The organism is Streptomyces antibioticus, from assembly GCF_002019855.1.
Classification (GTDB): domain Bacteria; phylum Actinomycetota; class Actinomycetes; order Streptomycetales; family Streptomycetaceae; genus Streptomyces; species Streptomyces antibioticus_B.
This window is the reverse complement of the sequence record NZ_CM007717.1, coordinates 5465603-5491182: the sequence shown is the minus strand read 5'-3', so window position 1 is coordinate 5491182 and position 25580 is coordinate 5465603. Positions and strand designations below refer to the sequence as shown.

Annotated in this window: 28 protein-coding genes; 5 read left to right on the top strand and 23 right to left on the bottom strand. The window is 69.3% G+C overall.

Annotated features, from left to right (window positions below):
* Nucleotides 1-9: 9 nt before the first annotated feature.
* The 4 genes from AFM16_RS25085 to AFM16_RS25070 form a co-directional block, all read right to left on the bottom strand.
* A complete protein-coding gene (locus AFM16_RS25085) occupies nt 10-438 on the bottom strand; it encodes a hypothetical protein (protein ID WP_030783701.1) in 429 nt (142 codons plus the stop codon).
* A gap of 4 nt (nt 439-442) precedes the next feature.
* Entirely contained in the window at nt 443-832 is a 390-nt protein-coding gene (locus tag AFM16_RS25080; protein ID WP_030783699.1) for a roadblock/LC7 domain-containing protein, read from the bottom strand.
* 71 nt (nt 833-903) lie between these two features.
* Complete coding sequence (locus AFM16_RS25075; RefSeq protein WP_078634691.1) at nt 904-1875, bottom strand: MarR family transcriptional regulator; 972 nt, start codon at nt 1873-1875, stop codon at nt 904-906.
* Between the two features lie 201 nt (nt 1876-2076).
* The gene (locus tag AFM16_RS25070; protein ID WP_245177794.1) at nt 2077-3045 is read right to left on the bottom strand and encodes a LysR substrate-binding domain-containing protein; all 969 of its coding nucleotides are present in this window, start codon (nt 3043-3045) and stop codon (nt 2077-2079) included.
* Between the two features lie 133 nt (nt 3046-3178).
* Between AFM16_RS25070 and AFM16_RS25065 the strand changes: the two genes are divergently transcribed.
* Together AFM16_RS25065 and AFM16_RS25060 are read left to right on the top strand one after the other, a co-directional pair.
* The gene (locus AFM16_RS25065) at nt 3179-3733 is read left to right on the top strand and encodes a peroxiredoxin (RefSeq protein ID WP_030783693.1); all 555 of its coding nucleotides are present in this window, start codon (nt 3179-3181) and stop codon (nt 3731-3733) included.
* Nucleotides 3734-3739: 6 nt separating this feature from the next.
* Nucleotides 3740-4273 (top strand): alkyl hydroperoxide reductase, encoded by a 534-nt coding sequence (locus tag AFM16_RS25060; RefSeq protein WP_030783691.1) that lies wholly within the window; start codon nt 3740-3742, stop codon nt 4271-4273.
* 101 nt (nt 4274-4374) lie between these two features.
* Here the strand turns inward: AFM16_RS25060 and AFM16_RS25055 are convergent, their stop codons facing one another.
* From AFM16_RS25055 to AFM16_RS25030, 5 genes are all read right to left on the bottom strand, one after another.
* Entirely contained in the window at nt 4375-5754 is a 1380-nt protein-coding gene (locus tag AFM16_RS25055; protein WP_078634689.1) for an AI-2E family transporter, read from the bottom strand.
* Between the two features lie 132 nt (nt 5755-5886).
* Entirely contained in the window at nt 5887-6639 is a 753-nt protein-coding gene (locus tag AFM16_RS25050; protein ID WP_078634688.1) for an aggregation-promoting factor C-terminal-like domain-containing protein, read from the bottom strand.
* Nucleotides 6640-6649: 10 nt separating this feature from the next.
* Complete coding sequence (locus AFM16_RS25045; RefSeq protein ID WP_030783684.1) at nt 6650-7324, bottom strand: aggregation-promoting factor C-terminal-like domain-containing protein; 675 nt, start codon at nt 7322-7324, stop codon at nt 6650-6652.
* Between the two features lie 421 nt (nt 7325-7745).
* A complete protein-coding gene (gene phoH2 / locus AFM16_RS25040; RefSeq protein ID WP_030783682.1) occupies nt 7746-9071 on the bottom strand; it encodes an RNA 5'-3' helicase PhoH2 in 1326 nt (441 codons plus the stop codon).
* A gap of 502 nt (nt 9072-9573) precedes the next feature.
* Complete coding sequence (locus tag AFM16_RS25030) at nt 9574-10347, bottom strand: isoprenyl transferase (protein ID WP_078634685.1); 774 nt, start codon at nt 10345-10347, stop codon at nt 9574-9576.
* A 723-nt stretch (nt 10348-11070) separates the two neighbouring features.
* Here AFM16_RS25030 and AFM16_RS25025 point away from each other — a divergent pair.
* Entirely contained in the window at nt 11071-12222 is a 1152-nt protein-coding gene (locus AFM16_RS25025; protein ID WP_078634684.1) for a winged helix DNA-binding domain-containing protein, read from the top strand.
* 31 nt (nt 12223-12253) lie between these two features.
* On the opposite strand, the gene AFM16_RS25020 is transcribed toward AFM16_RS25025, so the two are convergent.
* The 5 genes from AFM16_RS25020 to AFM16_RS25000 all read right to left on the bottom strand — a co-directional run bounded on the left by AFM16_RS25020 (nt 12254) and on the right by AFM16_RS25000 (nt 16876).
* The gene (locus AFM16_RS25020) at nt 12254-12556 is read right to left on the bottom strand and encodes a hypothetical protein (RefSeq protein ID WP_078634683.1); all 303 of its coding nucleotides are present in this window, start codon (nt 12554-12556) and stop codon (nt 12254-12256) included.
* A 143-nt stretch (nt 12557-12699) separates the two neighbouring features.
* Complete coding sequence (locus tag AFM16_RS39125) at nt 12700-13305, bottom strand: hypothetical protein (protein WP_143648429.1); 606 nt, start codon at nt 13303-13305, stop codon at nt 12700-12702.
* 41 nt (nt 13306-13346) lie between these two features.
* Complete coding sequence (locus AFM16_RS25010; RefSeq protein WP_078634682.1) at nt 13347-15641, bottom strand: DUF6571 family protein; 2295 nt, start codon at nt 15639-15641, stop codon at nt 13347-13349.
* A gap of 10 nt (nt 15642-15651) precedes the next feature.
* Entirely contained in the window at nt 15652-16122 is a 471-nt protein-coding gene (locus AFM16_RS25005; RefSeq protein ID WP_030783671.1) for a hypothetical protein, read from the bottom strand.
* A 181-nt stretch (nt 16123-16303) separates the two neighbouring features.
* Nucleotides 16304-16876 carry a dihydrofolate reductase family protein gene (locus AFM16_RS25000; RefSeq protein WP_078634681.1) on the bottom strand — a complete coding sequence of 191 codons (573 nt, stop codon included), beginning with the start codon at nt 16874-16876 and terminating at the stop codon, nt 16304-16306.
* 73 nt (nt 16877-16949) lie between these two features.
* Here AFM16_RS25000 and AFM16_RS24995 point away from each other — a divergent pair, with 73 nt between their 5' ends.
* Nucleotides 16950-17306 carry a DUF192 domain-containing protein gene (locus AFM16_RS24995; protein ID WP_078634680.1) on the top strand — a complete coding sequence of 119 codons (357 nt, stop codon included), beginning with the start codon at nt 16950-16952 and terminating at the stop codon, nt 17304-17306.
* A gap of 18 nt (nt 17307-17324) precedes the next feature.
* Nucleotides 17325-17954 carry a hypothetical protein gene (locus AFM16_RS39120; RefSeq protein ID WP_143648427.1) on the top strand — a complete coding sequence of 210 codons (630 nt, stop codon included), beginning with the start codon at nt 17325-17327 and terminating at the stop codon, nt 17952-17954.
* Between the two features lie 7 nt (nt 17955-17961).
* Here AFM16_RS39120 and AFM16_RS24985 read toward each other — a convergent pair whose 3' ends face one another.
* The 9 genes from AFM16_RS24985 to AFM16_RS24945 all read right to left on the bottom strand — a co-directional run bounded on the left by AFM16_RS24985 (nt 17962) and on the right by AFM16_RS24945 (nt 25556).
* Nucleotides 17962-18576, bottom strand: a complete 615-nt coding sequence (locus tag AFM16_RS24985; RefSeq protein WP_078634678.1) for an OmpA family protein — start codon at nt 18574-18576, stop codon at nt 17962-17964.
* A 7-nt stretch (nt 18577-18583) separates the two neighbouring features.
* The gene (locus AFM16_RS24980; RefSeq protein ID WP_030783657.1) at nt 18584-19165 is read right to left on the bottom strand and encodes a hypothetical protein; all 582 of its coding nucleotides are present in this window, start codon (nt 19163-19165) and stop codon (nt 18584-18586) included.
* Between the two features lie 41 nt (nt 19166-19206).
* Nucleotides 19207-19845, bottom strand: a complete 639-nt coding sequence (locus AFM16_RS24975) for a pilus assembly protein TadG-related protein (RefSeq protein WP_078637085.1) — start codon at nt 19843-19845, stop codon at nt 19207-19209.
* Nucleotides 19842-20093 (bottom strand): hypothetical protein, encoded by a 252-nt coding sequence (locus AFM16_RS24970; RefSeq protein WP_078634677.1) that lies wholly within the window; start codon nt 20091-20093, stop codon nt 19842-19844. The genes AFM16_RS24975 and AFM16_RS24970 overlap by 4 nt, the downstream gene beginning before the upstream one ends.
* A 111-nt stretch (nt 20094-20204) precedes the next feature.
* Nucleotides 20205-20978: a response regulator gene (locus AFM16_RS24965; protein ID WP_078634676.1), complete on the bottom strand. Its 774-nt coding sequence runs from the start codon at nt 20976-20978 to the stop codon at nt 20205-20207.
* Nucleotides 20979-21019: 41 nt separating this feature from the next.
* Nucleotides 21020-22354 carry a sensor histidine kinase gene (locus AFM16_RS24960; RefSeq protein WP_078634675.1) on the bottom strand — a complete coding sequence of 445 codons (1335 nt, stop codon included), beginning with the start codon at nt 22352-22354 and terminating at the stop codon, nt 21020-21022.
* Nucleotides 22355-22363: 9 nt separating this feature from the next.
* Nucleotides 22364-23251, bottom strand: coding sequence for a DUF5936 domain-containing protein (locus AFM16_RS24955; RefSeq protein WP_030783643.1), 888 nt, complete (start codon nt 23249-23251; stop codon nt 22364-22366).
* Nucleotides 23252-23268: 17 nt separating this feature from the next.
* The gene (locus AFM16_RS24950) at nt 23269-24213 is read right to left on the bottom strand and encodes a type II secretion system F family protein (RefSeq protein WP_078634674.1); all 945 of its coding nucleotides are present in this window, start codon (nt 24211-24213) and stop codon (nt 23269-23271) included.
* A 5-nt stretch (nt 24214-24218) separates the two neighbouring features.
* Complete coding sequence (locus tag AFM16_RS24945; RefSeq protein ID WP_030783636.1) at nt 24219-25556, bottom strand: TadA family conjugal transfer-associated ATPase; 1338 nt, start codon at nt 25554-25556, stop codon at nt 24219-24221.
* Nucleotides 25557-25580 lie beyond the last annotated feature (24 nt).

Genomic DNA, 25580 nt, shown 5'->3' with positions numbered 1-25580 from the left:
CGTCCGTGTTCAGAGCCGGTACTCCCGCACCACCCTCCGGACCTGGGCGAACAGCATGCCCACGTTCACGGACTTGCGGCAGACGACCACCGCGACCACGTCCTGCTGCTCGGTCATCCTCACGAACAGGTGGGTGAGGTTGTCGCTGTTGACGAGGATCTCCTGGAAGAAGTGGTTGTCGCTCTGGATCCCGCGCCGCTCCTTGAACACGTCCTCGATCATCACGACCGTGCGGCCCTGGAACAGGTCGAGGGTCGCGCCGGCCAGCAGGTCGAGGACCTCGGGCGGATGGTTGTCCACCGTCTCGTAGGAGAGCAGCATGCCCGTCGACATGTCGACCACGCCGGAGGCGACGCAGTCGGGGGCATCCGTACGCAGTGACTTGACCAGGCCCATCACCTGGTCGGAGAAACCTGGGGTCATACGCTTCGTCGCCATCCCTTCAGACTCCTTCGGCGGTTTTCACATCGGTGAGGATCAGATCGATACGGCGCAGGGCCGGCTGGGTCGCCGTGTGCAGCCGTTCGACGTCCATGCCCTCGTCGCCGAGCACCACCATCAGCGCGGTGTCGCCGACCGCGTAGAACGCGGCGCAGCCGTGGCTGCCGTAGGCCACCGTGCGGTGCAGGGCGCCTCGGGAGGTGGCCTCGGCGGTGCGGCGGGCGAGGCCGAGGCCGGCCGCGGCGAGGGCGGCGAGGCCCTCGGGATCGATCGAGTCGGCGGTGTCGGCGGCGATGAGCAGCCCGTCCGCGGCCGCGACCGCGGTGTCGGTGATGCCGCTCACCTGCTCGCGCAGGCCCCGCATCTCCCGTGCGAGGGCTTTGTGGTCCATGGGTGCAACTCCCCTGATTCTGATCGCATATGACCGTCTGTTTCCGGTGAGGTTTTCTCGGTGTGCGGGCGCTATTTCGCCGTCGGATTGCGGAGGCGGAAGAACTCCTTCCAGCCGGTCGGGTGTCCGGGGCTCTCCCCGGTGGGGTGGTCGGTGCCGTCGCCGTCGCCGTCGCCGTCGTCTTCGGCGGTGGGCGGGTGTTCGGGTGCGAGGGCCTCGTTGATGCCGCTGGCGCCGGGGCGCCTGCGGGGCAGGGCCGCCGGGTGCGGGGGCGGTCCGGCCGGCGGGACCGGGACGGGCGGCGGGGGCGGGGCCGGTTCGCGGGGCCTGACCCCGTGTCCGTCGAGCATCCGGACCGGGATCGGGGACGCGCCCGCGCACTCCAGGAGCCCGTAGCCGAGCATCCGCGCCACCTCGACCGTGACCGTGTAGACCCCGCGCCCGGTGCGGAAGGCGAGGTCGCGGGAGGTGCGCCGGCCGTCGGCGTGGGTGAGCACCTCGCGTTGCAGCGGGCCGAGCCGGTCGGCGGTGAAGGACAGGGAGGCGGGGACCGGGCGTTCGCGCTCCGGGCGGACCGGGCGGGGCAGCGCGTCCAGCGCGGCGAGCTTGCGCGACGCCTCCTGGAGGAGCCGGGTCGAGGGTTCGCCGACGGTGACCGCGGCGGGCGGCGGGCCCAGCGACGGGGCGCGTTCACAGCCCTCGACGGCGCCCGCGACGACCGCGAACGCGGCGTCCTGGAGGGCCATCGCGCAGACCACCCGGAGCTGGGCGGCGCCCGCGTAGCCGTGGGCGATCAGCCCGTCGGAGGGCCAGCGCTCCCCGCCGGACTCCCGCACCAGGCCCGCCCATTCCTCGCCGCCGATCCGTCCGGAGCGCAGCAGCAGGGCGTCCGGTCCCGGCGCGCCCGGCGACTCGACGGCGACGACGAGCCCGCCGCGGAAGTGGAAGGTGCCGCCGGGCAGTCCCGCGACCCGTACCTCCCCGGTGAAGCCGTCCCGCCCGCACGCGGCGAGGTCGCGCGCCAACAGCTCGTAGCCCGACATCACTCCCCTTGGCAGGTCGTCCGCACGGATCGCACATACGCCTGACGCGTAGCGCTGAGGAGGGAATGTGTATCAGCCGGGGCGCATATACCAACGGCGGGTTTCCGAGCTGCTCCCAATGGACGGAACTTGCTCCGCGGGTGGGACGAATTCTCTTTCTACGGAGCCGATTCGGGAGCTGATTTGACCGGTTGGCGAACGTCAGTCCTCGCCGCCGAGGACCCGTACGGGAAGGGGGCGCAGCGCCTCCCGGAGCGCGTCCGCGAGGGTCTCGTACTCCGCGCCGCGCGCCGCGCCCGCGCGCCGGGCGAAGGCGATCCGGCGGGTGGGGGCGGGGTCGGTGAAGGAGGCGGTGCGCAGCCGGGTGCTGCGGCTGGTCTCGACCGTGACGGCGGTGCGCGGCAGCAGGGTGCAGCCGAGGCCGCCGGCGACGAGCTGGACGAGGGTGGACAGTCCGGCGGCCGTGGTGGTCACCGGGGCGTCCGCCCGGCCGGCCTCGCGGCAGATGTCGAGGGCCTGGTCGCGCAGGCAGTGCCCCTCGTCCAGAAGGAGCAGGTTCAGCTCCCTGAGGGCCTCGCGCGGGACGCCGTCGCGGTCGCCGAGCGGATGACCCGGGGGTGTGACGAGCACGAAGTCCTCGTCGAAGAGCGGGAGTTCGACGACTCCGGGGACACCGAGGGGCACGGCGAGCAGCAGCAGGTCGAGGCGTCCGCTGTGCAGGCCGTCGAGCAGGGTGGCGGTCTGCTCCTCGTGGACCTGGAGGTCGAGCTGCGGATAGCGGTCGTGGACCAGCCGCAGCACGGCCGGCAGCAGATACGGCGCGACGGTCGGGATGACGCCGAGCCGCAGCGCCCCGGTGAACGGCGCCCGCACCGCGTCGGCCTCCTCCAGCAGCGCGCCGACCTCGGCCAGCACCGCCCGGGTGCGGACGGCGAGCCGCTCACCGGCCGGGGAGAGCAGCACCTTGCGGGTCGTACGCTCCAGCAGGGTGACGCCGAGGGTCTCCTCCAGGGCGGAGACCGCGCCGGAGAGGGCGGGCTGGCTCATGCCGATCGCGGCGGCGGCGTCCCGGAAGTGCAGATGCTCCGCGACGGCGGCGAAGGCCCGGAGCTGGGCCAGACTGGGCTGGCGCCTCCTGCCGGCCTTGGGGCTCGCACTACTCACGGTCACTGATAGCCACCTCCGATCAACACAATCGAGTGTAGCCATTTCCTGAATCAATGCACCTTGTGTCACGATCGAGGCCGTCCGACCCAAGGGAGTTGTCCGCGATCCGGACAGCTCCTCGCTGCAAGGAGAGCGTGTGCTCACTGTTGGTGACAAGTTCCCCTCGTTCGATCTGACCGCCTGTGTCTCGCTGGAGAAGGGCAAGGAGTTCGAGCAGATCCACCACAAGTCGTACGAGGGCAAGTGGCTGGTGGTCTTCGCCTGGCCCAAGGACTTCACCTTCGTCTGCCCGACCGAGATCGCCGCGTTCGGCAAGCTGAACGACGAGTTCGCCGACCGTGACGCGCAGATCCTCGGCTTCTCCGGTGACTCCGAGTTCGTCCACCACGCCTGGCGCAAGGACCACCCGGACCTGACCGACCTGCCGTTCCCGATGCTCGCCGACTCCCGGCACGAGCTGATGCGCGACCTCGGCATCGAGGGCGAGGACGGCTTCGCGCAGCGCGCCGTCTTCATCGTCGACCCGAACCACGAGATCCAGTTCACGATGGTCACCGCGGGCTCCGTCGGCCGGAACCCCAAGGAGGTCCTCCGGGTCCTGGACGCCCTCCAGACCGACGAGCTGTGCCCCTGCAACTGGACCAAGGGCGAGGACACCCTCGACCCGGTCAAGCTGCTGGCCGGGGAGTGACCTGAGATGTCGCTCGACACCCTGAAGTCCGCGATACCGGACTACGCCAAGGACCTGAAGCTCAACCTGGGCTCGGTCATCGGCAACTCCGAGCTGCCCGCCCAGCAGTTGTGGGGCACGGTCCTGGCGACCGCGATCGCCTCCCGCTCCCCGATCGTGCTGCGCGAGCTGGCCCCGGAGGCCAGGGCGAACCTCTCGCCGGAGGCGTACACCGCGGCGAAGGCCGCGGCCGCCGTGATGGCGATGAACAACGTCTTCTACCGCACCCGGCACCTGCTGTCCGACCACGAGTACGGCACCCTGCGCGCCGGTCTGCGGATGAACGTCATCGGCAACCCGGGCGTCGACAAGGTCGACTTCGAGCTGTGGTCGTTCGCGGTCTCCGCCATCAACGGCTGCGGGCTGTGCCTCGACTCCCACGAGCAGGTCCTGCGCAAGGCCGGCGTCGACCGCGAGGTCGTCCAGGAAGCCTTCAAGATCGCCTCGGTGATCCAGGCCGTGGGCGTCACGCTCGACGCGGAGGCGGTCCTCGCCGAGTAGGCGACGACACCGTCGACCCGTCGACCCGTCGGCATCGTCACGAAGGCCCCGTCCACCCGAGGGTGGACGGGGCCTTCGGCTGCGCCTGCGCCTGCGTTTGTCTACGCGGAGGAGTCCTCGTCGCCGGTGTCCTTGGCCGGCGGGGGCGCCGCCGGGCCGGACGGGGCCACGGGGGCACTGGGGGCGGCAGGTGCCACGGGGGCGACGTCCATCGCCGTGGCCCCCCGCGGCTTCGGGGACGTCCGCAGGGCCGGTTCCTGGGCGTACGCCCGCAGATAGCCGACGACGGTGTTGGTGACGGCGACCAGCGGTACGGCGACCACCGCGCCGCCGATACCGGCGACCAGGCCGCCGGTGGCCACCGCCAGGACCACCGCGAGCGGATGGACCCGGACCGCGCGGCCGAGGATGAACGGCTGGAGGATGTGCCCCTCGATCTGCTGCACGGCCAGCACCACCGCCAGGGTCATCACGGCGGTGAACACGCCCTGCGTCACCAGCGCGACGACCACGGCCAGCGCGCCGGAGGCCACCGCGCCGACCAGCGGGATGAACGAGAACAGGAAGATGAAGACGGCGAGCGGGACGGCCATCGGCACATCGAGGAAGTAGATGCCGAGACCGATGAAGATCGCGTCGATCAGCGCGACCACGACCGTGCCCCGCACATACGCCGTGAGCGTCGCCCAGGCCCGCGGCCCCGCGCCCGCCACACCGGGCCGGGCGGCGGCCGGGACCAGCTTGAGGGTCCACTCCCAGATCCGCTTGCCGTCGTAGAGCAGGAACAGGGTCGAGAAGAACGCCAGCAGGATGCCGGTGAGCGCCTCGACGACGACGGTGACGCCCTCGAGGCCCGCCGAGGTGATCGAGTCGGTGTTGGCGCCGACCGCGTCGCGCAGGTTCTTCGCGATGCCGTTGATCTGCTTGTCGGTGACGTGGAAGGGGCTGTTGAGCAGCCAGCGCCGCAGATCGTCGATGCCGTCCTGGACCTGGTCGGAGAGGTTGTCGATGTTCTCCATGACCTGCCAGGTCACGAACCAGCCCAGCAGGCCGATGAACACGAACCCGAGGATCGCGGTGAGCGCCGTCGCCAGTCCCCCGGGCACGCCGACCCGCTTGAGCCGGGTGACGGTGGGTTCGAGGAGCGCGGTCAGCAGCAGCGCCACCACGAAGGCGAGGACGACGAGTTGGACGGCGCTGATGATCCGCATGAGGACCCAGACCGTCCCGGCGAGCACCAGCAGCCGCCAGCCGGCCTCGGCGGCGACCCGGACGCCCCAGGGCACCGCCTGCGCGGGGTCGGGCCGCTCGGCGGGCGGCGACTCCGGCGGGGGCGTCACCGGCGGCTCGGGGGGCACGGGCGGGGGCGGCGCGCTCTCCCGGCTCTCGCGTTCGACCTCGGCGCGGCGCTCGTCGAGCCGCTCACCCATTTCGGTCAGACCGGCTCCCAGCCGGCCCAGCCACCCCGGTACACGCGACATGATCCGTCCTCTTCCCCCGTCTCTCCCCACCACTCCCCCTGGAGTCGTCGGCTTACGACCGTACAGGGCGAAAGCCCCTCCCCTGAGGACGGGGAGGGGCTGTGCCGGGTTGAGAGACGGTGGCGGCGGCGCTCAGTAGGAGCCGTTCGCCTGCCAGAAGGCCCAGGCTTCGCAGGGGCTGCCGTACCGCTCGTTCATGTAGTTCAGCCCCCACTTGATCTGGGTGGCCGGGTTGGTGCGCCAGTCGGCACCGGCGGACGACATCTTGGAGCCCGGGTACGCCTGGACCAGGCCGTAGGCGCCGGAGGAGGGGTTGACGGCCCGGTAGTTCCAGGTGGACTCGTGGTCCACGATGTTGCTGAAGCACTGGAACTGGCCGCTGGGCACCATCTGGCGCGCGATGGCCTGGACCTCGGCGACGGTGTACGACGCCTGCTGCGGGAAGTCGGAGGCGCTCGCGGTGGGACCGCTGTCCGCCGTGGCGGACCTGGTCCGCGCCTGCGTCTGCGCCTGATCGGCCTCGCGCTCGGCGGCCTTGGCGCGTTCCTCGGCTTCCTTCTTCGCCTCGGCCTCGTCCGCGGCGGCCTTCTGCTTGGCGACCGCGTCCTCGGCCGCCTTGATCCGGGCGGCCTCCTCCGCGGACTTGCGCGCGGTGGTGTCGGCGGCCACGGCCTGGGCCTGTGCCTGCTGACCGAGGGCGGCGGACCGCACCTGGGCCTGTTGGCCGAGCGGTAAGTCGGCGAGGAGGACGGAGTCGCCCGCCGGGGCCTGTGCGGCGTCGTCCGGCTGGCCGGTTCCGGCCTGGGCGACGCCCACGACACTGCCGATCGCGGTGACCGCGGTGGCCGAGACCACCGCGAATCCGCGTACGGGGTTGCGGCTCATGGCCAACCCCTCAGTACCAGTGGTTGGCCTGCCAGAACGACCAGGCGTCGCAGGGGCTGCCGTACCGCTCGTTCATGTAGTTCAGCCCCCACTTGATCTGGGTGGCCGGGTTGGTGCGCCAGTCGGCACCCGCGGAGGCGTACTTGCCGGCGGGCAGCGCCTGGAAGAGACCGTAGGCGCCCGAGGAGGGGTTGACGGCCTGGTAGTTCCAGCTCGACTCGTGGTTCACGATGTTGCTGAAGCACTGGAACTGGCCGCTCGGCACCATCTGCGAGGCCATCGCCTGGATCTGGGAGATGCTGTAGGAGCTCTGGACGGGGAAGTCACCCGCGCTGCGGCTCGCCTTGGCCTTCGCCTCCGCGCGCTCCTTGGCGGCCTTCTCCGCGGCTTCCTTCTTGGCGACCGCGCTCTCCGCGGCCGCCTTGCGGGCCGCCGCCTCGGCGTCCTTCTTGGCGCCCTCGTCGGCGACGATGGCCTGGACGTCGGCCTGCTGCGCCAGGTACGCGGTCTGCACCTGGGCCTGCTGGCCCACAGGTATGTCAGCGAGGAGCGTCGCGTCGCTCGCCGTCGCCTCTGCGTCGTTGGGCTGCGCGACACTGCCCGAGGCAACGCCGACGACGCTTCCGACAGCGGTGACCGCCGTGGCCGAGGCCACTGCGAATCCCCGGACCGAGATCCGGCTCACACGGTTTCCTTCCAGCATCGCCCGCTTCGGTGACCCTGGCGGACGCAATCGTGCCCCTGGACGCTGGCCTCCCAACTGCGGGGTCACGGGAGGCGCGGGCCCGGTGGGCAACTCCCCGAGGGGGAGCGCCGCATGAAGCTCGGGCGGCATACGGCGACGCTATGGAGTTGAAGGTGGTGCACGTGCGGTTCCGTACCTGTGCGGGTACAGGTGTGCCGTATGCGGGGCCTGACAGGAGTGAGACTCTGCCGCACCCCGACACCGCAAGGCAATTCCGGGTTACGTGTGAAAGCTCACACCTGCCGGGACGCAGGTTGTTTCGCGAAACCCCCACATGTACCGGCGCCGCCCGGCTAGGCTCACAGCCTTTGCCGGACGGCGCCAAGTGATGCTCAAAGCTTATGAAGTTGTGCCGTCAGGGTCAGATCTGCCCGTCCTCCAGCATTTCGGTCACAAGCGCAGCGATCTGGGACCTTTCGGAACGGTTCAGCGTCACGTGCGCGAAGAGCGGATGCCCCTTCAGCTTCTCCACGACGGCGACGACACCGTCGTAGCGGCCGACCCGCAGATTGTCCCGCTGTGCCACGTCATGGGTGAGAACGACCCGTGAGTTGGCGCCGATCCGGGAGAGCACCGTCAGCAGGACGTTGCGCTCCAGCGACTGGGCCTCGTCGACGATCACGAAGGCGTCGTGCAGGGAGCGGCCCCGGATGTGCGTCAGGGGCAGCACCTCCAGCATGCCGCGGGCGGTGATCTCCTCGATGACCTCCCGGCTGGTGACCGAGGACAGCGTGTCGAAGACCGCCTGCGCCCAGGGGCTCATCTTCTCGGCCTCGGAGCCCGGCAGATAGCCCAGCTCCTGCCCGCCCACCGCGTACAGCGGACGGAAGACCATCACCTTCTGGTGCTGACGGCGCTCCAGGACCGCCTCCAGACCCGCGCACAGCGCCAGCGCCGACTTGCCGGTGCCGGCCCGGCCGCCCATGGACACGATCCCGACGTCCGGGTCGAGCAGCAGGTCGAGCGCGATGCGCTGCTCGGCGCTGCGCCCCTTGATGCCGAACGCCTCGCGGTCGCCGCGCACCAGCCGGACGTTGCCCTCCGGGGTGACCCGGCCGAGCGCCTTGCCGCGCTCCGACTGGATGGTGAGCCCGGTGTGCACGGGCAGCTCCGCGGCCTCCGGCACATACACGTGTCCGGCCTCGAAGAGGACGTCCACCTGTTCGCCGGGCAGCGTCAGTTCGGACATTCCGGTCCAGCCGGAGGCGTCCGTGATGGCGAGTTCGGCCCGGTACTCCTCGGCGAGGAGACCGACCGAGGACGCCTTGATCCTGAGCGGGAGATCCTTCGAGACGACGGTGACGTCGAACCCCTCGGCCTGCAGATTGCGGGCGACCGCGAGGATGCGTGAGTCGTTGTCCCCCAGGCGGTAGCCGGACGGCAACACGCTGGGATCCGAGTGGTTGAGCTCGACACGGACGGTGCCGCCCAGTTCCCCGATCGGGATGGGAGCGTCGAGGCGACCGAACTTCACCCGGTAGTCGTCCAGCAGCCGCAGGGCCTGCCGGGCGAAGTAGCCGAGTTCGGGATGGTGCCGCTTGGCCTCCAGTTCCGTGACCACCACGATGGGGAGCACGACCTCGTGCTCCTCGAAGCGGGTCATGGCGTTCGGGTCGGCCAGCAGGACGCTGGTGTCGAGAACATAGGTGCGCCGGTCTGGCATACGGCGCTTTGTGCTGGTCACCACGGAAGGACGTACCCCCTCGGATGAGGTCGGGGAGCGACGGAGCGGAAGCTGGACCGGGAGGGCGGGACGAACCCGACCGGTCGACGGCCCCGATGCACGGGCCGGGGACCGGCCCTCCACTGCTTCTTCCGTGCCGTGACCGCACGGTCGGGCTGGTGCAAAGGGCCTCCCGGGCGGACGGCCCCGTGCCGCCCGCTGAGATCCGACACCCGTGGTTCGGGCGTCGGCCTGCTTGGCTTATGCCCTCGAACATGCGCCACCATGCCACGGCATATGACGGCGCGCCGGTGAACTCCTTGTTACGGCGTCACGTCGCTGTCGCGCGGGGGTCGCACGGCGGGTGGTGACGGTGGAGTCGGCGCGTGGTGAAGGTGGAGTCGGCGCGCGGTAATGGTGGAGCCGGTGCGCGGTAATGGTGGAGCCGGCGCGCGGTGACGGTGGAGCCGGTGGGGTGTCCTGAGAGGCCGGTGGGATGTCCTGAGGGGCCGGGCCCCGGGGAGTGTCAGCCGCCGTAACGACGGTGACGGGCGGCGTAGTCGCGCAGGGCGCGCAGGAAGTCGACCTTGCGGAAGGCCGGCCAGAAGACGTCGCAGAAGTAGTACTCGGAGTGGGCGGTCTGCCAGAGCATGAATCCGGACAGCCGCTGCTCGCCGCTGGTGCGGATGACCAGGTCGGGGTCGGGCTGGGCGCCGGTGTAGAGGTGGCGGCCGATCAGATCGACGGTGACGGAGTCGGCGAGGTCCTCGAGCGAGGTGCCGCGCTCCTGCGCGTCGAGGAGCATCGAGCGCACGGCGTCGGCGATCTCCTGGCGGCCGCCGTAGCCGATGGCGACGTTGACCAGTATTCCGTCGACGTGCGCGGTGCTCTCCTCGGCCTCCTTCAGCGCGGTCTGCACATGGTCGGGGAGGATGTCGGAGGTGCCGACGTGATGGACACGCCAGCGGCCGTCGGCGGCGAGGGTGCGCACGACGCCCTCGATGATGCCGAGGAGGGGGACCAGTTCCTCCGCGGGGCGGTCGAGGTTGTCCGTCGACAGCAGCCAGAGGGTGACGACCTCGACGTCGGTCTCGGTGCACCAGCCGAGGAATTCCTCGATCTTGTCGGCACCGGCGCGGTGGCCGTGCTCGGTGGTGGAACCCGCGGCCTTCGCCCAGCGCCGGTTGCCGTCCATGATGACGCCGATGTGCTTGGGCACCTGAGCGTGGTCCAGGTGACCTTCCACCCGGCGTGCGTACAGCCTGACCAGAAGGCCGCGCAGCTTGTCGCGCAGGTTCACGTGATTGTCAGCCCCTCGTGCGGTGCGGTCCCCGACGACGGCGAAGCCTACCCCTGCGGGGCCTGGGTCGTTGAGCGGGGTGAGCTGAGACACAGGTGGAGGGGTAGGGCCGCTGGTGGGCACAAAAAACGGGCCGGTCCGTGGGGGGGAGACGGACCGGCCCGAGGGGGGGGTTTCCACCATAACCCTTCGTAAGGGATGCCGCGTACATCGGCGCGCCACAACTACTCTCCGGAGTCGTCCGGCGACGCCGTGATGACCGGGCAAGGCATGATTCATAGGTGGTTCATGGCCGAAACGCGACGGAATCCCAGGGGAACGACGTCCCGCACCCGATAAAGCGGAGGTTTCGACACGACAGGGGCGACACGGGCCCCACGGCCCTCACATCCCCCTCAAGGGCTAATCCGACGAGGAACGCGGACTTGACGCGGACGGGGCTCGCGACCGGGCGTGAACCGGGCTCGGACTGGACGCGGACGACACCGCGCAGCCCCCTCCACTGCGCGGTGACGTCCACGCAGCTTTGCTCACGCGAATTGCCTGGACATGAACTTACGCGAGGCCGACACCGGATGCGAAGCAGGAGCGATAACGATGTGGAAACTCCGTGAAGGGGGCGGGTGTTAGATGACAAAATGCCCGTAAACGCACCCTTACGGGGATTGTGGCCGTCGTCGATCTAGGACAGAACCTGCCCCTCCCCGCCCTACCGTCGGCGCCATGACTTTGAGGATCAGTTGGCGGGCGGCCTCCGCACGGCGCCTCCGACGCCAGTTCCTGCCCGAGCCGACCGTCGCGGAGGTGGCCGGAGCGATGCTCGGGGCGCACGCGCAGGTGCCGTCGGCAGCGGAGTTGTCGATCGGAGTACGCACCGAGGGCGCCGAGGGCCTCACCCGGGCGGACGTGAGAGCCGCCCTGTGGGAGGACGGATCGCTGGTCCGCACGCACGGCCCGCGCGGCACGGTCCATCTGCTCCCGACGGCCGAACTCCCCCTGTGGACGGCGGCCCTGACCGCGGTCCCGGACGGCCCGAACACCTTCCCGCCCGACATCCGGCTCACCGAGGACCAGACGGAGCAGGTGGTGAGCGCGATCGGGGAGGCCCTGGAGGGCAGGTTCCTGACGGTGGAGGAGCTGAGCGAGGAGGTGGTGGCACGCACCGGCCCCTGGGCGGGCGACCTGGTGATGCCGGCCTTCCAGGAACTCTGGCCGCGCTGGCGGCAGGTCCTGCACCGGGCGGGCCAGTCCGGCGCCCTGTGCTTCGGCCCCAACCGCGGCCGCAAGGTGACGTACACCCGCCCGCCGCACTTCACCCCACTCCCACCGGAGGAGGCCCTACGCCAACTGGCCCTCCGCTACCTGACGGCCTACGGCCCGGCGACCCCACGCCACTTCGCCAGGTGGCTGGCGGCGCCCACCGCTTGGACCACTGCCCTCTTCACTCGCCTGGCGGCGAACGGCGAACTGGAGGAGGTCCTGTACGAGGACACCCCGGCGTGGGTGGCGGCGGAAGACACCCACTTCCCCACCCCCACTGAGGAGTTGCGGGGTGTGCTCCTCCTCCCCTACTTCGACGCATACGCAATCGCCGCCCAGCCCCGGGAACGGCTGTACCCGGGTCCGGCCTGGCACCGGGCCCTGTCCTCCGGCCAGGCCGGCAACTATCCCGTACTACTGATCGACGGCGAGGTATCAGGAGTCTGGCACCAACGCCGCCGGGGCAGCCGCACGACGGTGACGGTTGAACCCCTGAACCCCTTGACGGCCCACCAGTCAAAGGAACTGTCACTCCGCACCGAACGCATCGGCGAAATCCTGGAGGCGACGCCGGAATTGGTGATCGGCAAGGTCACGACGGGGCCGCATGCGTGAGCGCGGCTGCGTGGGGACGAGGCGCAGTCGGCTACAGGGCGCTCGGAATCTCCGGGCCGTTCGTGCAGGGCAGTCTCTTCGTCAGATTGCGGGCCAGTCCTGCGGTCAACTCGCCCAGGAGCTTGGTATCAAAGTCGGGAATGTTACTCACCCGGGTCTCGACCTTGAGGGGAAGCCCGAGTTCCTGCTCTTGGCGAGATCCCTCGATCTTGCAGCGGAACACCGCGGTGAGGTGCAGGCCGGCGCCCTCGCGCAGAACGTAGAGCGCGCCGCCCTCGGGCTTCCAGCCTTCCTGGGACTTGATGTCCTCGAACGAGTAGCGGGACCAACTCACGTGAGATTGGAACCGCTTGCCAGTTCCGTCTATGCCCAGGTCACAGGGAGTGGACCGGACAGGACAGCCAGCGCCACGACCACCGCCCGACACTGGACAACCTCTCTCAGGTACACCTCATGTCGACATCCTGTGAGCGTCCGTCACAGCGTGTCGGGAATCTTCGGATCGTTGGTGCACGGCAGCTTCTTGGCCACGGTTCGGGCGAGCCGAACGGTCAGCTCACCCAGAAGCCCGGTGTCGAAGCCGGGGATGTTCGTGACTTGGGTCTCGACTTCGAGGGGAAGTTGGGCTTCCTGGGCTTGGTGGGAACCTTCGATCTTGCAGGGAAACACGGCAGTGATATGCAGGCCGGAATCCCTGCGCCGGACGTACACGTCTTTGCCTGCGGTCTCCCAGATCCCCTGAGCCTTGAGTGCCGCCAAAGAGCCATAGGACCAACTCACATCAGAACGGAACTGTTTACCCGTTCCGTCGGTGCCGAGGGTACAAGGACCTGATGCGAAGTGTCGGTCTCTGCCGGGTTCCCAGGATTCAGCAAGCCTCACCCAGCTGGACGTCAGTTCATCCAGCGATTTGGAGACGTTCAAAGTACGCAGAATGCCCTGCCCCATGGCCTCCTGCAACGCATCGATCCTTTCGGCACCGAACAGCGTGTTGCAGGTTCTCCAGCCGATCGGAGCGACGCCCCGATCCTTGCCATCCCCCTGCCCGGAGCCGGAGCACGCGGTCAGCACCACCAGTGCCACGACCACAGCACCAACGGAAGGAAACTTCTTACCAGTAGACCTCACGCCGACACCTTCTCATTGCTGGAGATAGCCGACTTCCCAGCCAGGTAGGACTGTTCGATCTCGGGGTTGAGTGCCAACTGCTCCGCCTGCGTCATACCGATGGCAATGGCGTAGTTCCGGACGGGCGACCAGGCTCCACGTTCCCCGACGCGTTCGAGTTCCTGAACGTCCCGCAGTGCCCGAGGGTCGTTCTTGTACTCGTTGTCCTGGAGATACTCCATCGTGTGGTTGCCGTAGGCCGTGCTGATCGTCGAGGCGCCCGACTCCATCACAACAGGAATGACGGTGGTGGCGACGACACCGGCGGCCGGGCCCAGGACGAGCGCCGTTCCACCGGCAACGCCGGCCGTGAGCACACCGGTCATCAGGGTCTTGCGCCATTCCGCCTGCTTGTTCTCCTCCATGATTACGGCGGTCTCGTCGTCCTTGAACTCCTCCCGGATCCCGTGGGACCGGGACTCGTCGAGGATGCCGTTCACCTTGGCCGCATTGTGCGCGAAGGCAAGTCCGTCGTCACGGTTGTCCTCGAGGGACGCCAGGCCACTCGCCGAGTAGACCTGGTGGGCGGCAGACAGCGTCTGGTAGCCGTCCTCGTCCGCGGCCACCAGCATCATGAAGTTACGTGCCTCCCACTGACCGAAGGAAGCGCGCTTCGAACCGTCACCGCTCTCGCCGAAGATCCGTCCACGGCCGAGTTCGTCGCCCGTACCACCCCAGTCCATGATGGAGTAGTTGAGGTCGTCGATGTAGGCCGCACCCATACGAGCGAGGCTGTCCTTCATGGCCTCGTGCGGCAGGCCGTCCTCGGAGGCGACGTTGTAGCGGCCGATCACCTTCTCCATGATCTTCCACGTCTCCTCGTCCCGGTGCAGCGCCGGCGGATCCGCGTCCCAGGCCGATCCCGTCGTCGCCGCCTCCAGTGCGTGCCCCAGTGCGTTGGGGCCCACGTCGCGGGCGTGCTTGGCCTCGTCGCTGCCGGCGTGGGCCAGGCTGTCCGGGGGCCACTCGAAGTCGTTCCTGTTCAACTCGTCGAAGTACGACTTGAAGTCAAGCGTGGCCTTCTTGTCGACCGTGCCGTCCTCGCGATAGGCGGTCGCCGGGTCCGTGAAGAACTTCTTCGCGGCCTCGGGGCTGTGCCCGAGGCCCTCCAGGACGCCGGTCAGCGGATCGTAGCCCGCTCCGCTCTTCCCCGACGGGTTGAAGCCCCAGTCGAGGTCGGACGCGCCGACGGGCCTGTTGGCCATGAACCGATCGGGATCCTTCTTGTGGAGCTGCACGACATGCTCGGCGATCGGATTGATGAACCGCGCGTCGTAGTTGCCGTAGCGAAGAATCCCGCCCAGGAGCTGATAGCCGTACGCCGACATGCCGGAATGCGGGTTGAGCTCGACCCGCTGGGTGCCCAGCTTGCGGAATTCCCCTGACCAACTCGCCGGCAGATGAGACCGGTTGTCCGGGTCGGTCGCCGAGGCCAGGGCCAGACCCATGTTGCGCTGGAGCTGACGGGTGAGGGCGAGCCGCTCCTTGTTGTCGCCCATTGTGCCGTCCAGCGACATACGGCCGTAGAACTCCAGCGCCTCCTTCGGACCGCCGAGGGATTTGTAGAAGTCTGTGGAGAAGTCCGCGTCCCGGGCGTTGAACTTCATGATGGAGTTCAACTCCATGTACTGCTTGTCGCTCATCTCGGGCCCCAGCTTGGCCAGTTCAGCCGCGCGCTCGGCCTGGGCGTCGTCCAGGGACTCGTAGGACCGGTGCCCGGCGTTGTGCTTGTCGCCGCCGTGGCTCTTGGCCAGCGCACGGGCCAGGGACGAGTCGATCTCGGAGGCGTGGGCGACCAGCCGGTTGATCCGGTCCTCCAACTCCTGCTTGGAGTCTCTTTCTTCCTGCGTACGTTCGTCGGTGTCGCCCCGGACATGCGCGAAGTAGCAGCGGACCTTGCCGCCGCCGATGTCCTCGACGCGGACACCGAGCCCCGGGGCCTCCTGCTGAACAGCGACCCTGATCTTCTTCTGGAGCGCGACGAGTTCCGTATGGCCGTCCGACAGGAGCGAGTGGATGCTGGACGCCTCGCTGTGCAGGTCGGAGATCTCCTTCGTCGTCTTCGTGACGAACTCACGGGTCACCGAGGCGTTGACGCCGGCCCATCGGGCCGCGTCCGACTTGGCCCGCATACCTTTGCGGGCACTTTCCGCAGCGGTCTTGAGCGCGTCCACGCTCTTCTTCCAGTCGGAGACGGCGGTGCCGAGCTTGCCGAGGTCGACCTCGAGGAGGTCCGCGTATGTGAGGGCCACCGGGCTGCTCCTACTGGAAGTACTTGCTGATCTGCGACGGAGGCAGGACGGCACCACCGCTGTCGAGGATCACGGCACCGATCTTGGCGTCGTCATTGGCGTGCAGCTTCTTGGTGAAGTCGAGGTGGTTGGAGATGTGGGCACATGCCTGAAGGACCGTCTTGAGCTGAGACGTCCAGATCTCGACCGTCGTCTCCAGCGCGCCACCCGTGGCGAAGCCGTTCGCCTTGAGTGCGGTGGCGGCCTGGCTGGACGTGCCCACACCCTCCTTGTTCGCCCCGGCACCGGCGATGTCCGCCCCTGCCTGGAGGTCCTCGTACAGGAGGTAGGCGTCGTGGCCAACGGCGCCGAGGTCGTCCTGGTTGACCACCAGGTCACCGCTGCCGCCACCCTGGTCCACGGGGAGCTGGTTGAGCCGCATGCCGGTCGTCCCGCCCTCGGACGTCTCCGACTTGAGCTGCTCCCATTCGTCCCAGGCCATGCCGACGCCTCCTGTCGCTTCCCCGTGGTGCCCGCGATCCGTGCCGCGCGACAAGCAATGCGCGCGGTCGGCTCGTCGCCGGCCCTTTGCCCGGACCTTATTCGAGCGGCGAGGAGGAAGGCGAAGAGCGACGGGCGGACGGGGAGCGTGTCAGGGGAAGTTGTCCGAAACGGGCGCCCTGTCAACGACCGCCGTGGACTTCGTACCGCAGCAGCACCACGCCGTTCCCGAAGCGGCGGGTCTCGAGGAGTCGGAGCGGGGTCAGGGTGTCGGTGTCGGGGAAGAGGGGCTTGCCCTGGCCGATCAGTACGGGGTGGACGCTGAGGTGGATCTCGTCGACGAGGCCGTGAGCGAGGAATGACGCGGCGAGGTCGGCGCCGCCGAGGCACAAGTCACCGGTGCCGGGCTGGTTCTTGAGGGCCTCGACCTCTGCCGGGACGACCTCCCGGACGACGGTCGTGTTCCAGTCGGCGCTCTTCAGCGTCCGTGAGTACACGTACTTCGGCATGTCCCGCCAGATGCGCGCAAATTCGACCTCGACCGGGGAGGCGTCCGGGTCGGCGTCGGCGGTGGGCCAGTAGGCGGCCATGAGTTCATGGGTGACGCGTCCGCCGAGCAGGGCGCCCATCTGACTGATCGTGTCGTTGAAGTACTGGTGCAGTTCCTCGTCGACCACATGCCAGGAGATGTCACGGTCGGGGCCCTCGATGTATCCGTCCAAGGACACCCCCATCATCAGGACGATCTTCCGCATACGACGCCCACCTCTTCGTGTCCCGGCTCGCTAACGTGCCGAGAGTAGCGAGACGACCGAGGGGAGACGGGGCATGGCGCGCTGGCAGGACGGACGGGGAGAACTCGTTGTGGGCGGGGAGACGGGCTCACGAATCCCCCTGGAGATCGCGACGTCCTACCGGGCCCGCACAAAGGGCCTGCTCGGACGCGACTCGGTGGAGGGCGCACTGCTCCTGTCCCCCGCGAACAGCATCCACACGTTCCGCATGCGCATACCGATCGACGTCGCGTACCTCGACCACAACCTGACTGTGCTGGCCATCCGCACCATGCCCCCAGGCCGCCTGGGCCTGCCCCGACTGCGGTCCCGACACGTCCTGGAGGCGGCTGCGGGGGCGATGGCGGGGTGGGGGGTGCGGGTGGGAGAGCGGGTGGAGGTCCGGGTGTAGAAGGACGAGGATTTCCCCATGCGTAAGAACGGAAGAACATGGGCGCTCGGCGCTGCTGTCCTGGTCCTGACGGCTGGAGGCTGGGTCTCGTATCAGAAAATCTTCACCGAAGGGCTCGACCGACTTCCCGCTGCCGTCTGCGACGGAAGTGTCCAGAGGGATACGGTGATCCGCGTACTACCGGACTCGCGCTCGGCGCAAGAAGGGGCCAAAGCCCATGGAACAGGGGACAGTTTCCTGTTCGGGTGCCATATCTACGCAGGCGATGATTCCATCCTCTCGGGAGATGTGCAGATCGAGGACTCTTCCCAAAAAACCTGGGCGAAGTACTACAAATCCTATGCCGGGAAATCAAAGGAGACCCCGGAGCAAGCGTCCTCCCACGGAATCGACGCCCTCGCCAGGAAAGAATACGCCAGCGTCTACGTCCCCTGCGTTCCCAAGGGAAAGGAGGCGGACGAGGCGACACAGGCGTACGCCCTGGTCGCCGAGGTGCGGGTCATCGGGGAGAGTCGGACCACGGGACGCGATCTGCATCAAGCCCTGAGCGATTTTGCCTATCAACTCACTCGGCATGCATACGAGTTGGCCGGGTGCAAGGAATCGGTCGACTTTCCCGATGAACTCCCTCGCTTCGAGAACGGCTGAGGTCTGGTCAGCTTGCTGTCCTTGGGAACGTGACCTCGACCCGGCGGTTCTTCTTGCGGCCCTCCTCCGTGGAGTTGTCGGCGATGGGGTACTGCTCGCCGTAGCCGCGGACCTCGAAGGTGATGTTCGGGTTGTTGAGGTCGGCGGAGAGTTCGGTCTGTACGGCGTCGGCGCGTTGTTTGGAGAGGACGTCGCCGTGGGCGGAGGAGCCGAGGTTGTCGGTGAAGCCGAAGACGCGGACCAGGGTGGTGTTCTGTTTCTTGATCTCGTCGGCGATCACCGCGATCCGGGCCTTCGCGGCCGCGCCCAGCTTCGCGCTGTCCTTGCCGAACAGGACCTCCGCCTGGAGGGCGAACGTCACGTCCGCGTTGGTGTCCTCACGGCGTTCCTCGCCGGCCTGGTCCTCCACGACCTGCTTGATGTCGAGCACCTTCGGCTCGGCCAGGGTGCCGCCCTCGGGGAGTTTCAGGTCGGGGTCGTTGGGGTCGACCTCCACCGGCGCGGTGGCCGTGGGTTCGGTGCCCGGGGGAACGCTGGGGGTCGTGTCCGCCCGGGCCGCGGGCGCCAGGCCGATGATCACGACCGTGGCCGTCGCCATCGCCAGAGTGAGACGTGGGGTCATGGCGTCCTCACCCGGAGATCTTGATGACCGCGCTGGGGAACAGCGGCAGCGAGAAGGTGACATCCGTGGAACTCGCGGGCGGGGCCGGGAACTGCAGGAACACGTCGATCGATTCACCGGCCTTGAGCGTGGAGAAGCCGGTCGTCGTCAACGGGCGGCCCTCCGTGTCGCGCAGGACGTAGTACCGCTTCTTGCTCTTGGAATCGACGAGGGTGGCTCCGCCGAGGGACCGGCCGTTGTTCATGATCTCGGTCTCGTTCCCGCTCAGTTCGACCGGAATGACGGCCACTTCGGAACCGTCGTTCTTCAGCTCACCGTTCACGGTCACGAAGCCACCGGAATCGCCGACGGCGGACGTGACGGTGAGCAGAAGTCCGCCGGGGCCCTTCAACTCGGCCAACGGCTCCTCGGACTTGCCCTCCTGGGCATCGGGTTGCGACCCCTCGGCCGTGGCGGTGGAGGACGTGCTCTGCGGCTTCTTGTCGTCGCCGCCCCCGCCACCACAGGCGGCAGAGCCGAGACCCAGTCCTGCCACGACCGCCAGCGCGACCATCCCCCTGCGGGCCTTCGCGGTGAACCGCATGCTCATCACTCTGCTTCCTTATCCACTCGTCACTCGTCGTTCGCTCGTCAGCCGGTGGCCAGGTGGACGTCGAAGAGGTCCTCGGGTCCGGGCAGATCGGTGAGGTCGTCCGGGTCCAGTTCCCAGTCGACGCCGTCGCAGGTGAGCCGTGGGAGGACCACTGGCTCCTCGGCTTCGCCGTCACCCTCTCCCCCGCCCTCGGGGTCCTCGCCGTCCTCGGCCGGCGGCTCGAACGTGCACAGCGGCTCGATCACCGCCGTGGCGGAGGCGTGCGCCTGCGTCGTGCTGGTGGCGGGAATGACCGAGGTACCTGCCGTCTTGTTCGTCTGCACCCTGACCGTGGTGCGCAGTCCGTCCGGTTGGCAGGCGTCCACCCGCGCGTCGTTCAGTGCGGCCAGTTCGTCGGCACGCCAGCACGAGGGCTCCAGCCCCACCTCGCCATCGAGGATGTCCCGCCATGCCGTCGGGTCGAGGACGACCTCGAACCACAGGTCGGCGAGCTGGTCCCTCGTCTCCTGTGCCGCCGCCAGTGCCGCCGCGTCGGCTGCCGTCTGCGCGCCGTTGCGGTTCACCGCCGCCTGGCCCACCGCGAAGTACGCGAACGCGAGAAAGAGCAGGCCCGCCACCACCGTGATGTAGATGGGGAAAGCCTGCCCTGAATCGTGGTTCCTACGAGGTCGTGTCAGGGAGCCACCTTGGCGATCTGGGCCGTGAGCTTGTTGACGATCGTCGCCCCGAGGTTCGTGTTCGCGATCAACACCACGATCGCCACCACCACCGCGATGATCCCCAGATACTCCACCGCCGTCTGCCCCTTGTCGCCCCCCGTGGCGCGGGCGCGGGCGCGGCGGCGTGCCGCGGTGGTGGTCGTTTCGGTCCAGCCGCTCACCCGGACCTTGGCCGCGACGGCGGTCTTCAGCAGCAGGTCGCTCATGGGGTTCCTCCCGGTCTGAGGCAGTGGCCCGAGGACGGTACGGGGTGCCGGGGGGTCGGCGCGAGGGTCCGTGGGCCCAAATCCGGGCCCAGACAGGGGCATTGCGGGGGCTCATGAGGTCACCGCCGTGCCCAGCCACTTCGCGGCCGCCTCGGCGCGGCTGCTGCTGTGGAGCTTGGCGAAGATTCGGTTGATGTGGTTCTTGACCGTCTTCTCGCTGATGAAGCAGGCGGCGGCGATCTGCTGGTTGTTCATGCCGGACGCGATGTGGTCCATGATCTCCGCCTCCCTCGCGCTGAGCCGGAACCCCTCCCTTGCGGAAGCGCCCGTTCTCGAATGTGCCATAGATGGTTGCAGTTGCGAAAGCTGTTTCGTCAAATCGAGAGAGGGTGGGGGATTTGAGGCCCTTGCGCCGTGTGCAGTCGCGTTTGCATCGCGGATCTGGGCCAGTGCCGCCGTCGCCGCCGTCGGGCTGAAGTGGGCTCGGCCGCGCACCGCGTCCCGTACGGCGGACAGGAGTTCGTCCACCGTGAACTCGCCGTGGACCAGGTAGCCTCCGGCGCCGCGGCGCAGTGCCTCCTGGACGATCTCCGGTTCGTGGCTGTAGGTGAGCATCACGACCGGGGCCAGCCCGGCGAGGTGCGGCAGGGCCGCGAGGCCGTCGACGCCCGGCATGCGGACGTCGAGGAGGATGACGTCGGGACGGTGGTGGACCGCGGCCTCGTACGCCGCGTGCCCGTCCCCCACCTCCGCCACGACCGTGATGTCCTCGCGTCCGGAGAGGAGAGCGGTCAGACCCGCCCGCACCACCGGGTTGTCGTCCGCCACGACCACCCGCACGGACGGGAACACGGGCTTCGGGGGGAGTGCCTTCTTGGCCGGCATCGTGCGGTGGGCTCCTCTCTTCCTCTCGTCGGCTGAGCGGTTCACAGGGCTGTCAGGGGGAGTTCGAGTCGTACCTCCGTGCCCCGCGCGTCGGATCCCGCGCCGATGCGGATCCGCGCGCCGACGCACGCCGCGCGTTCCACCATGCCGACCAGCCCGAAGTGGCCGGTGCGGCGCAGGTGTTCGAGGGTGGTGCCGGGCGGCAGGCCCCGGCCGTCGTCGTGGACGCTGAGGGTGAGCAGCTCGCCCCGCACACCGGCGCTGACCTCGACCCGGGTGGGGGCCGCGTGCCGGTGGGCGTTCTCCATCGCCTCGGCGGTGATGGTGAGGAGCTGGCGGGCGATGGTGGGCGGGAGGGGGAGCGTCGCACGGTCCCCCATCGCGCGGTAGGTCACCGGCAGGCCGGTGCGGTCCGCGAAGTCGTGGGTGCGGGCCATCAGTTCGGGGAGGACGTCCACACCGTCGTCCCCTTGCCCGCCCTCGCCCGGCTCCCGCCTCAGGTCCGTCAACAGTTCGCGGGACTCCGCCGCCGCCCTGCGCGCCGAGCGGGCGACGAGTTCCGCGTGCTGCCGTACCGTCGCCGGGTCGAGGTCGGTCGAGCGGGCCAGGGCGTCCGCCGCGAGCGCCACGCCGTGCAGGGTCTTGGCGACGGAGTCGTGCATCTCCCGTGCCAGACGGGCGCGTTCGGCGCCGAGCGCCTCGGTGACGGCGAGCCTGGCCCGTACGGCGGTCAGTGCGTGCGTGGCCTCGCCGAAGCGGAGCATCAGACCGCGCAGGGTCGAGCCCACCGCGCCGGTGATCACGCACAGGCCGGGCAGCAGCAGTTTCTCGGCGAGGCCCACGGCCGGGCCCTGTTCCAGGGTCGTGTGGACCAGCAGCAGGATCAGCGACTGCAGGGAGGCGAAGCAGGCGGCGCCGCGCCAGCCGTAGACGATGCCGGCCAGCAGCGGGGTGCAGACGCTGACGTAGGCGAGGGTGGTGTCGGGGCCGGCGGAGATCAGCAGCAGGGTGCCGAGGACGGTGTCCGCCGCGAGCAGGGCGGGGTGGCGCAGGAGGAGGGGGCCGAAGCGTTCCCAGTCGCGGAAGAGGACGTAGGAGCCCATGAAGGTGACGACGACGGCCCCTCCGACGAGGCGGACGCCCAGGCCCGGGGAGGCGTTGAGGAGCGCGGCGGGGGCGGCTACGGCGATCATGGCGAGGCGGAAGCCGAAGACCTGCCGGCACATCGCCTGCAACGCGTTCACCTGGAGTGGGATGGGCGTCTCCCCCGTGGCCGAGTGCCCGACCTCCGACAAGCCGGCAGCTACCACCGGGCCGGCAGCCACCCCCGGGCCCCCGAATCCGCCCCCACCGTCGTCCACCGTCACCACCGCCATCCCCCTCGCCTACTCCCCCGTGATCGAGCTGAAGTCCGTGCCGGAGCCCAGCAGCATCCCCGCGCCGAGGAGCAGCATCGTCGCCGGGACCATGAACGTGGTGATCATCAGCGTGGCCTTGGGCACCGCACGGGCCGCCTTGCGGCGGGCGTTCTGGGCGTCGGTGCGGCGCATGTCCTTGGCGATGGCGACGAGCGTGTCGACGATCGGCGCGCCGAGTTCCTCGCCCTGCTGGAGCGCGGTGACGAACATGGCGACCTGCTCGGAGTCGTTGCGGCGGCGCAGTTCCTCGAACGCCTCGCGGCGGCTCACCCCGAGGTCCATCTGGCGCAGGGTGATGCGGATCTCGTCGGCCCAGGGGCCCTCGTACTTGGAGGCCACCCGGTCGAGGGCCTGGCGGAAGCCGAGGCCGGCGCTGACGACGACGGCGAGGACGTCGAGGAAGTCGGGCAGGGTGCGTTCGATGGCGTCCTTGCGGACCCGGATCGCCGACCAGATGCCGACCTCGGACCAGAACGCCGCGAAGGCCAGCATGAGCAGGCCGACGAGGAAGCTGCCCTGGAGGAACGCGGCCAGGGCGCCGACGGCGCCGATCGCGCCGTAGACCGCGCGGCGGGCGGCGTAGCGGTCGATGGTCAGGCCGCCCGGGTTGCCGGCGAGGTCGATGCGGCGGCGGTAGCGGGCGACCTGCTTGGGGCCCATCAGCCGCAGGACGGAGGGGGCGTAGCGCATGCCGAGGCGGTCGACGAGGGAGCCGACCGCGCCGGTGCGGGTCGCGCCGACCTCCAGGGCGAGCACCAGGTCGCTGGGGAGTTTCACATCGGCCCGGTACATCCGGATCCCGGCGAAGACGCCCCAGACGCTGAGGCCCATCACGAGTGCGAGCAGCAGTTCCACGGTCCGGCCTCCTTCGGTCAGACGTCGATGCGGGACATACGGCGGATGAGGACGAAGCCGACGGCGTAGAGCCCGAAGGCGACGATGACGCACGCCTGGCCGACGGTCGAGCCGGTCATCCGGTCGAGGGTGCCGTCGGAGACGCTGTCCATGAGGAACAACGCGCCCACCCCCAGGACGGGTACGGCGTACGAGGTCATGCTGACCTGGGAGAGCTGGGTGCGGACCTCGCGCCGGGTCTCCTTGCGTTCCTCCAGGGTCTCGGTGAGGTTGCGCAGGGCGCCGACCACCTGGCCGCCGGCCCGGTTGGAGAGCACCAACGTGGTGACGAGGACGACGAGTTCGCGGGAGGGCAGCCGGTCGGCCAGTTCGCCGAGCGCGTCGTCCATGGAGTGGCCGACGGCCAACTGGTTGGCCACCTTGGCGAGTTCCTCACCGGCCGGGGCCTCCAGCTCGTCCGCGGCCATGCCGATCGCGGTGCGCAGGGCGAGTCCGGCCTGGGTGGCGTTGGCCAGGATGCGGGCCAGTTCCGGGAGTTGGTTGATGAACCGCTCGATGCGCTTCTGGCGCTGCCAGTTGAGGAACTGGAGCGCGGCCCAGACGCCGAGCAGTCCGGCGAGCGGGCCGAAGAAGGGTGCCAGGACCGCCTGGCCGAGCAGCCAGAGTCCCGCCACGGCCGCGAGCATGGCGACGACGAACTCGGCGGGGGTGACGTCCAGTCCGGTGGCGGCCAGTTTCCGTTCCAGACGGCGGCCCGCGGCGGTGCGGCGCAGCCGCCGGTCCAGGTCGCGGAAGCGGCGCCGGCGGCCGGTGAGGGGTTCCTGCCCGGTGTAGGAGAGCCGCTCGACCAGCGCGGCCCGCTGGGCGCGGCCCTTGGCGTACAGGTGCACGCCCGCGACGGCCAGGACGCAGGTCAGCAGGGTGGCGCCGGTGGTGAGGGTGATGAGGTCGTCGAGGTCCATGACTCCTACCGGGCTTCCCGTGTGGTGAGTTCGAGGGCGTCCCGGGCGACGCCGAAGGCGGGCGGGATGGGCTGGCTCGCCATGTAGAGGCGGTCGGCGGTGCGGCGCGGGAGCGGGAAGTAGGCGAAGGCGCCGTGGATCCGGCCGTCCGGGGTCATCGGCTGGGCGTTGAACCGGGCGATGGTGGCCAGCCGGTACGGTTCGCCGCCGTGGCTGTCGAGCAGGGCGATCTCGGTGATCCGGCGGGCGCCGTCGGCGAACCGGGTGAGCTGGACGATCACGTCGACGGCGCTGTTGATCTGGTCGTGCAGGGCGACGAAGGGGATCTCGACGTCCGACATGGAGGCCAGGGTCTGGAGCCGGGTCAGGGCGTCCTCGGCGCTGTTGGCGTGGACGGTGGCGAGCGAGCCGTCGTGGCCGGTGGACATGGCCTGGAGCATGTCGAGGGACTCGCCGCCGCGGACCTCGCCGACCACGATCCGGTCGGGGCGCATCCGCAGGGAGTTGCGGACCAGGTCGCGGATGGTGATGCGGCCGTTGCCCTCGACGTTCGGCGGGCGGGACTCCAGCCGGACGACGTGCGGCTGCTGGAGCTGGAGTTCGGCGGAGTCCTCGATGGTGATGATGCGTTCGCCCTCCGGGATCAGTCCGGACAGGGCGTTGAGCAGGGTGGTCTTGCCGGTGCCGGTGGCCCCGGACACGATCACGTTGAACTTCGCCTGCACCAGCCCGGCCAGCAGATACAGCATGGGCTCGTCGAGGGAGCCGAAGCCGATCAGTTCCTGGAGGGTGAACGAGCGCGGGAAGCGGCGGATGGTGAGGATCGGGCCGGTCAGGGAGAGCGGCGGGATGATCACGTTGACGCGTTCGCCGGACGGCAGCCGGGCGTCGACCATCGGATTGGTCTCGTCCACCCGGCGGTTGACGGTGGAGACGATCCGCTCGATGGTCTGCATCAACTGCTCGTGGGAGGCGAAGCGCAGCGGCAACTGCTCGACGCGGCCCGCCCGTTCGACGAAGATCGCGTCGGGGCCGTTCACCATGATCTCGGTGATCGACGCGTCCTCCAGGAGCGGTTCGAGGATGCCGAGGCCGAGCGCCTCGTCCACCACCCGGCGGATCAACTGCGTGCGCTCGCCGGTGGAGAGCACCGGGCCCTCGCGGCTGATGATGTGCCCGAGCACCCGCTCCAGCCGCGCGCGGCGTTCGGCGGCGGCGAGCGAGCTCATCTCGGCGAGGTCGATCTCCTCCAGCAGTTTGGCACGGTAGGAGGTGACCAGCCGGCCGTCCTCGCCCCGGCCGCTCTGCTCCTCGGGGGAGGTGATGCGGGACCGCAGACTCATCTCCGGCTCCTCCTCATGTCCGCT

What these genes read in the sequence shown, in the direction of transcription:
- AFM16_RS25085 (WP_030783701.1), bottom strand. Translation starts at nt 438, where the DNA reads ATGGCGACGAAGCGTATGACCCCAGGTTTCTCCGACCAGGTGATGGGC.
- AFM16_RS25080 (WP_030783699.1), bottom strand. Translation starts at nt 832, where the DNA reads ATGGACCACAAAGCCCTCGCACGGGAGATGCGGGGCCTGCGCGAGCAG.
- AFM16_RS25075 (WP_078634691.1), bottom strand. Translation starts at nt 1,875, where the DNA reads ATGTCGGGCTACGAGCTGTTGGCGCGCGACCTCGCCGCGTGCGGGCGG.
- AFM16_RS25060 (WP_030783691.1), top strand. Translation starts at nt 3,740, where the DNA reads ATGTCGCTCGACACCCTGAAGTCCGCGATACCGGACTACGCCAAGGAC.
- AFM16_RS25055 (WP_078634689.1), bottom strand. Translation starts at nt 5,754, where the DNA reads ATGTCGCGTGTACCGGGGTGGCTGGGCCGGCTGGGAGCCGGTCTGACC.
- AFM16_RS25050 (WP_078634688.1), bottom strand. Translation starts at nt 6,639, where the DNA reads ATGAGCCGCAACCCCGTACGCGGATTCGCGGTGGTCTCGGCCACCGCG.
- AFM16_RS25025 (WP_078634684.1), top strand. Translation starts at nt 11,071, where the DNA reads ATGACTTTGAGGATCAGTTGGCGGGCGGCCTCCGCACGGCGCCTCCGA.
- AFM16_RS25005 (WP_030783671.1), bottom strand. Translation starts at nt 16,122, where the DNA reads ATGGCCTGGGACGAATGGGAGCAGCTCAAGTCGGAGACGTCCGAGGGC.
- AFM16_RS25000 (WP_078634681.1), bottom strand. Translation starts at nt 16,876, where the DNA reads ATGCGGAAGATCGTCCTGATGATGGGGGTGTCCTTGGACGGATACATC.
- AFM16_RS24995 (WP_078634680.1), top strand. Translation starts at nt 16,950, where the DNA reads ATGGCGCGCTGGCAGGACGGACGGGGAGAACTCGTTGTGGGCGGGGAG.
- AFM16_RS39120 (WP_143648427.1), top strand. Translation starts at nt 17,325, where the DNA reads ATGCGTAAGAACGGAAGAACATGGGCGCTCGGCGCTGCTGTCCTGGTC.
- AFM16_RS24985 (WP_078634678.1), bottom strand. Translation starts at nt 18,576, where the DNA reads ATGACCCCACGTCTCACTCTGGCGATGGCGACGGCCACGGTCGTGATC.
- AFM16_RS24980 (WP_030783657.1), bottom strand. Translation starts at nt 19,165, where the DNA reads ATGAGCATGCGGTTCACCGCGAAGGCCCGCAGGGGGATGGTCGCGCTG.
- AFM16_RS24970 (WP_078634677.1), bottom strand. Translation starts at nt 20,093, where the DNA reads ATGAGCGACCTGCTGCTGAAGACCGCCGTCGCGGCCAAGGTCCGGGTG.
- AFM16_RS24965 (WP_078634676.1), bottom strand. Translation starts at nt 20,978, where the DNA reads ATGCCGGCCAAGAAGGCACTCCCCCCGAAGCCCGTGTTCCCGTCCGTG.
- AFM16_RS24960 (WP_078634675.1), bottom strand. Translation starts at nt 22,354, where the DNA reads ATGGCGGTGGTGACGGTGGACGACGGTGGGGGCGGATTCGGGGGCCCG.
- AFM16_RS24950 (WP_078634674.1), bottom strand. Translation starts at nt 24,213, where the DNA reads ATGGACCTCGACGACCTCATCACCCTCACCACCGGCGCCACCCTGCTG.
- AFM16_RS24945 (WP_030783636.1), bottom strand. Translation starts at nt 25,556, where the DNA reads ATGAGTCTGCGGTCCCGCATCACCTCCCCCGAGGAGCAGAGCGGCCGG.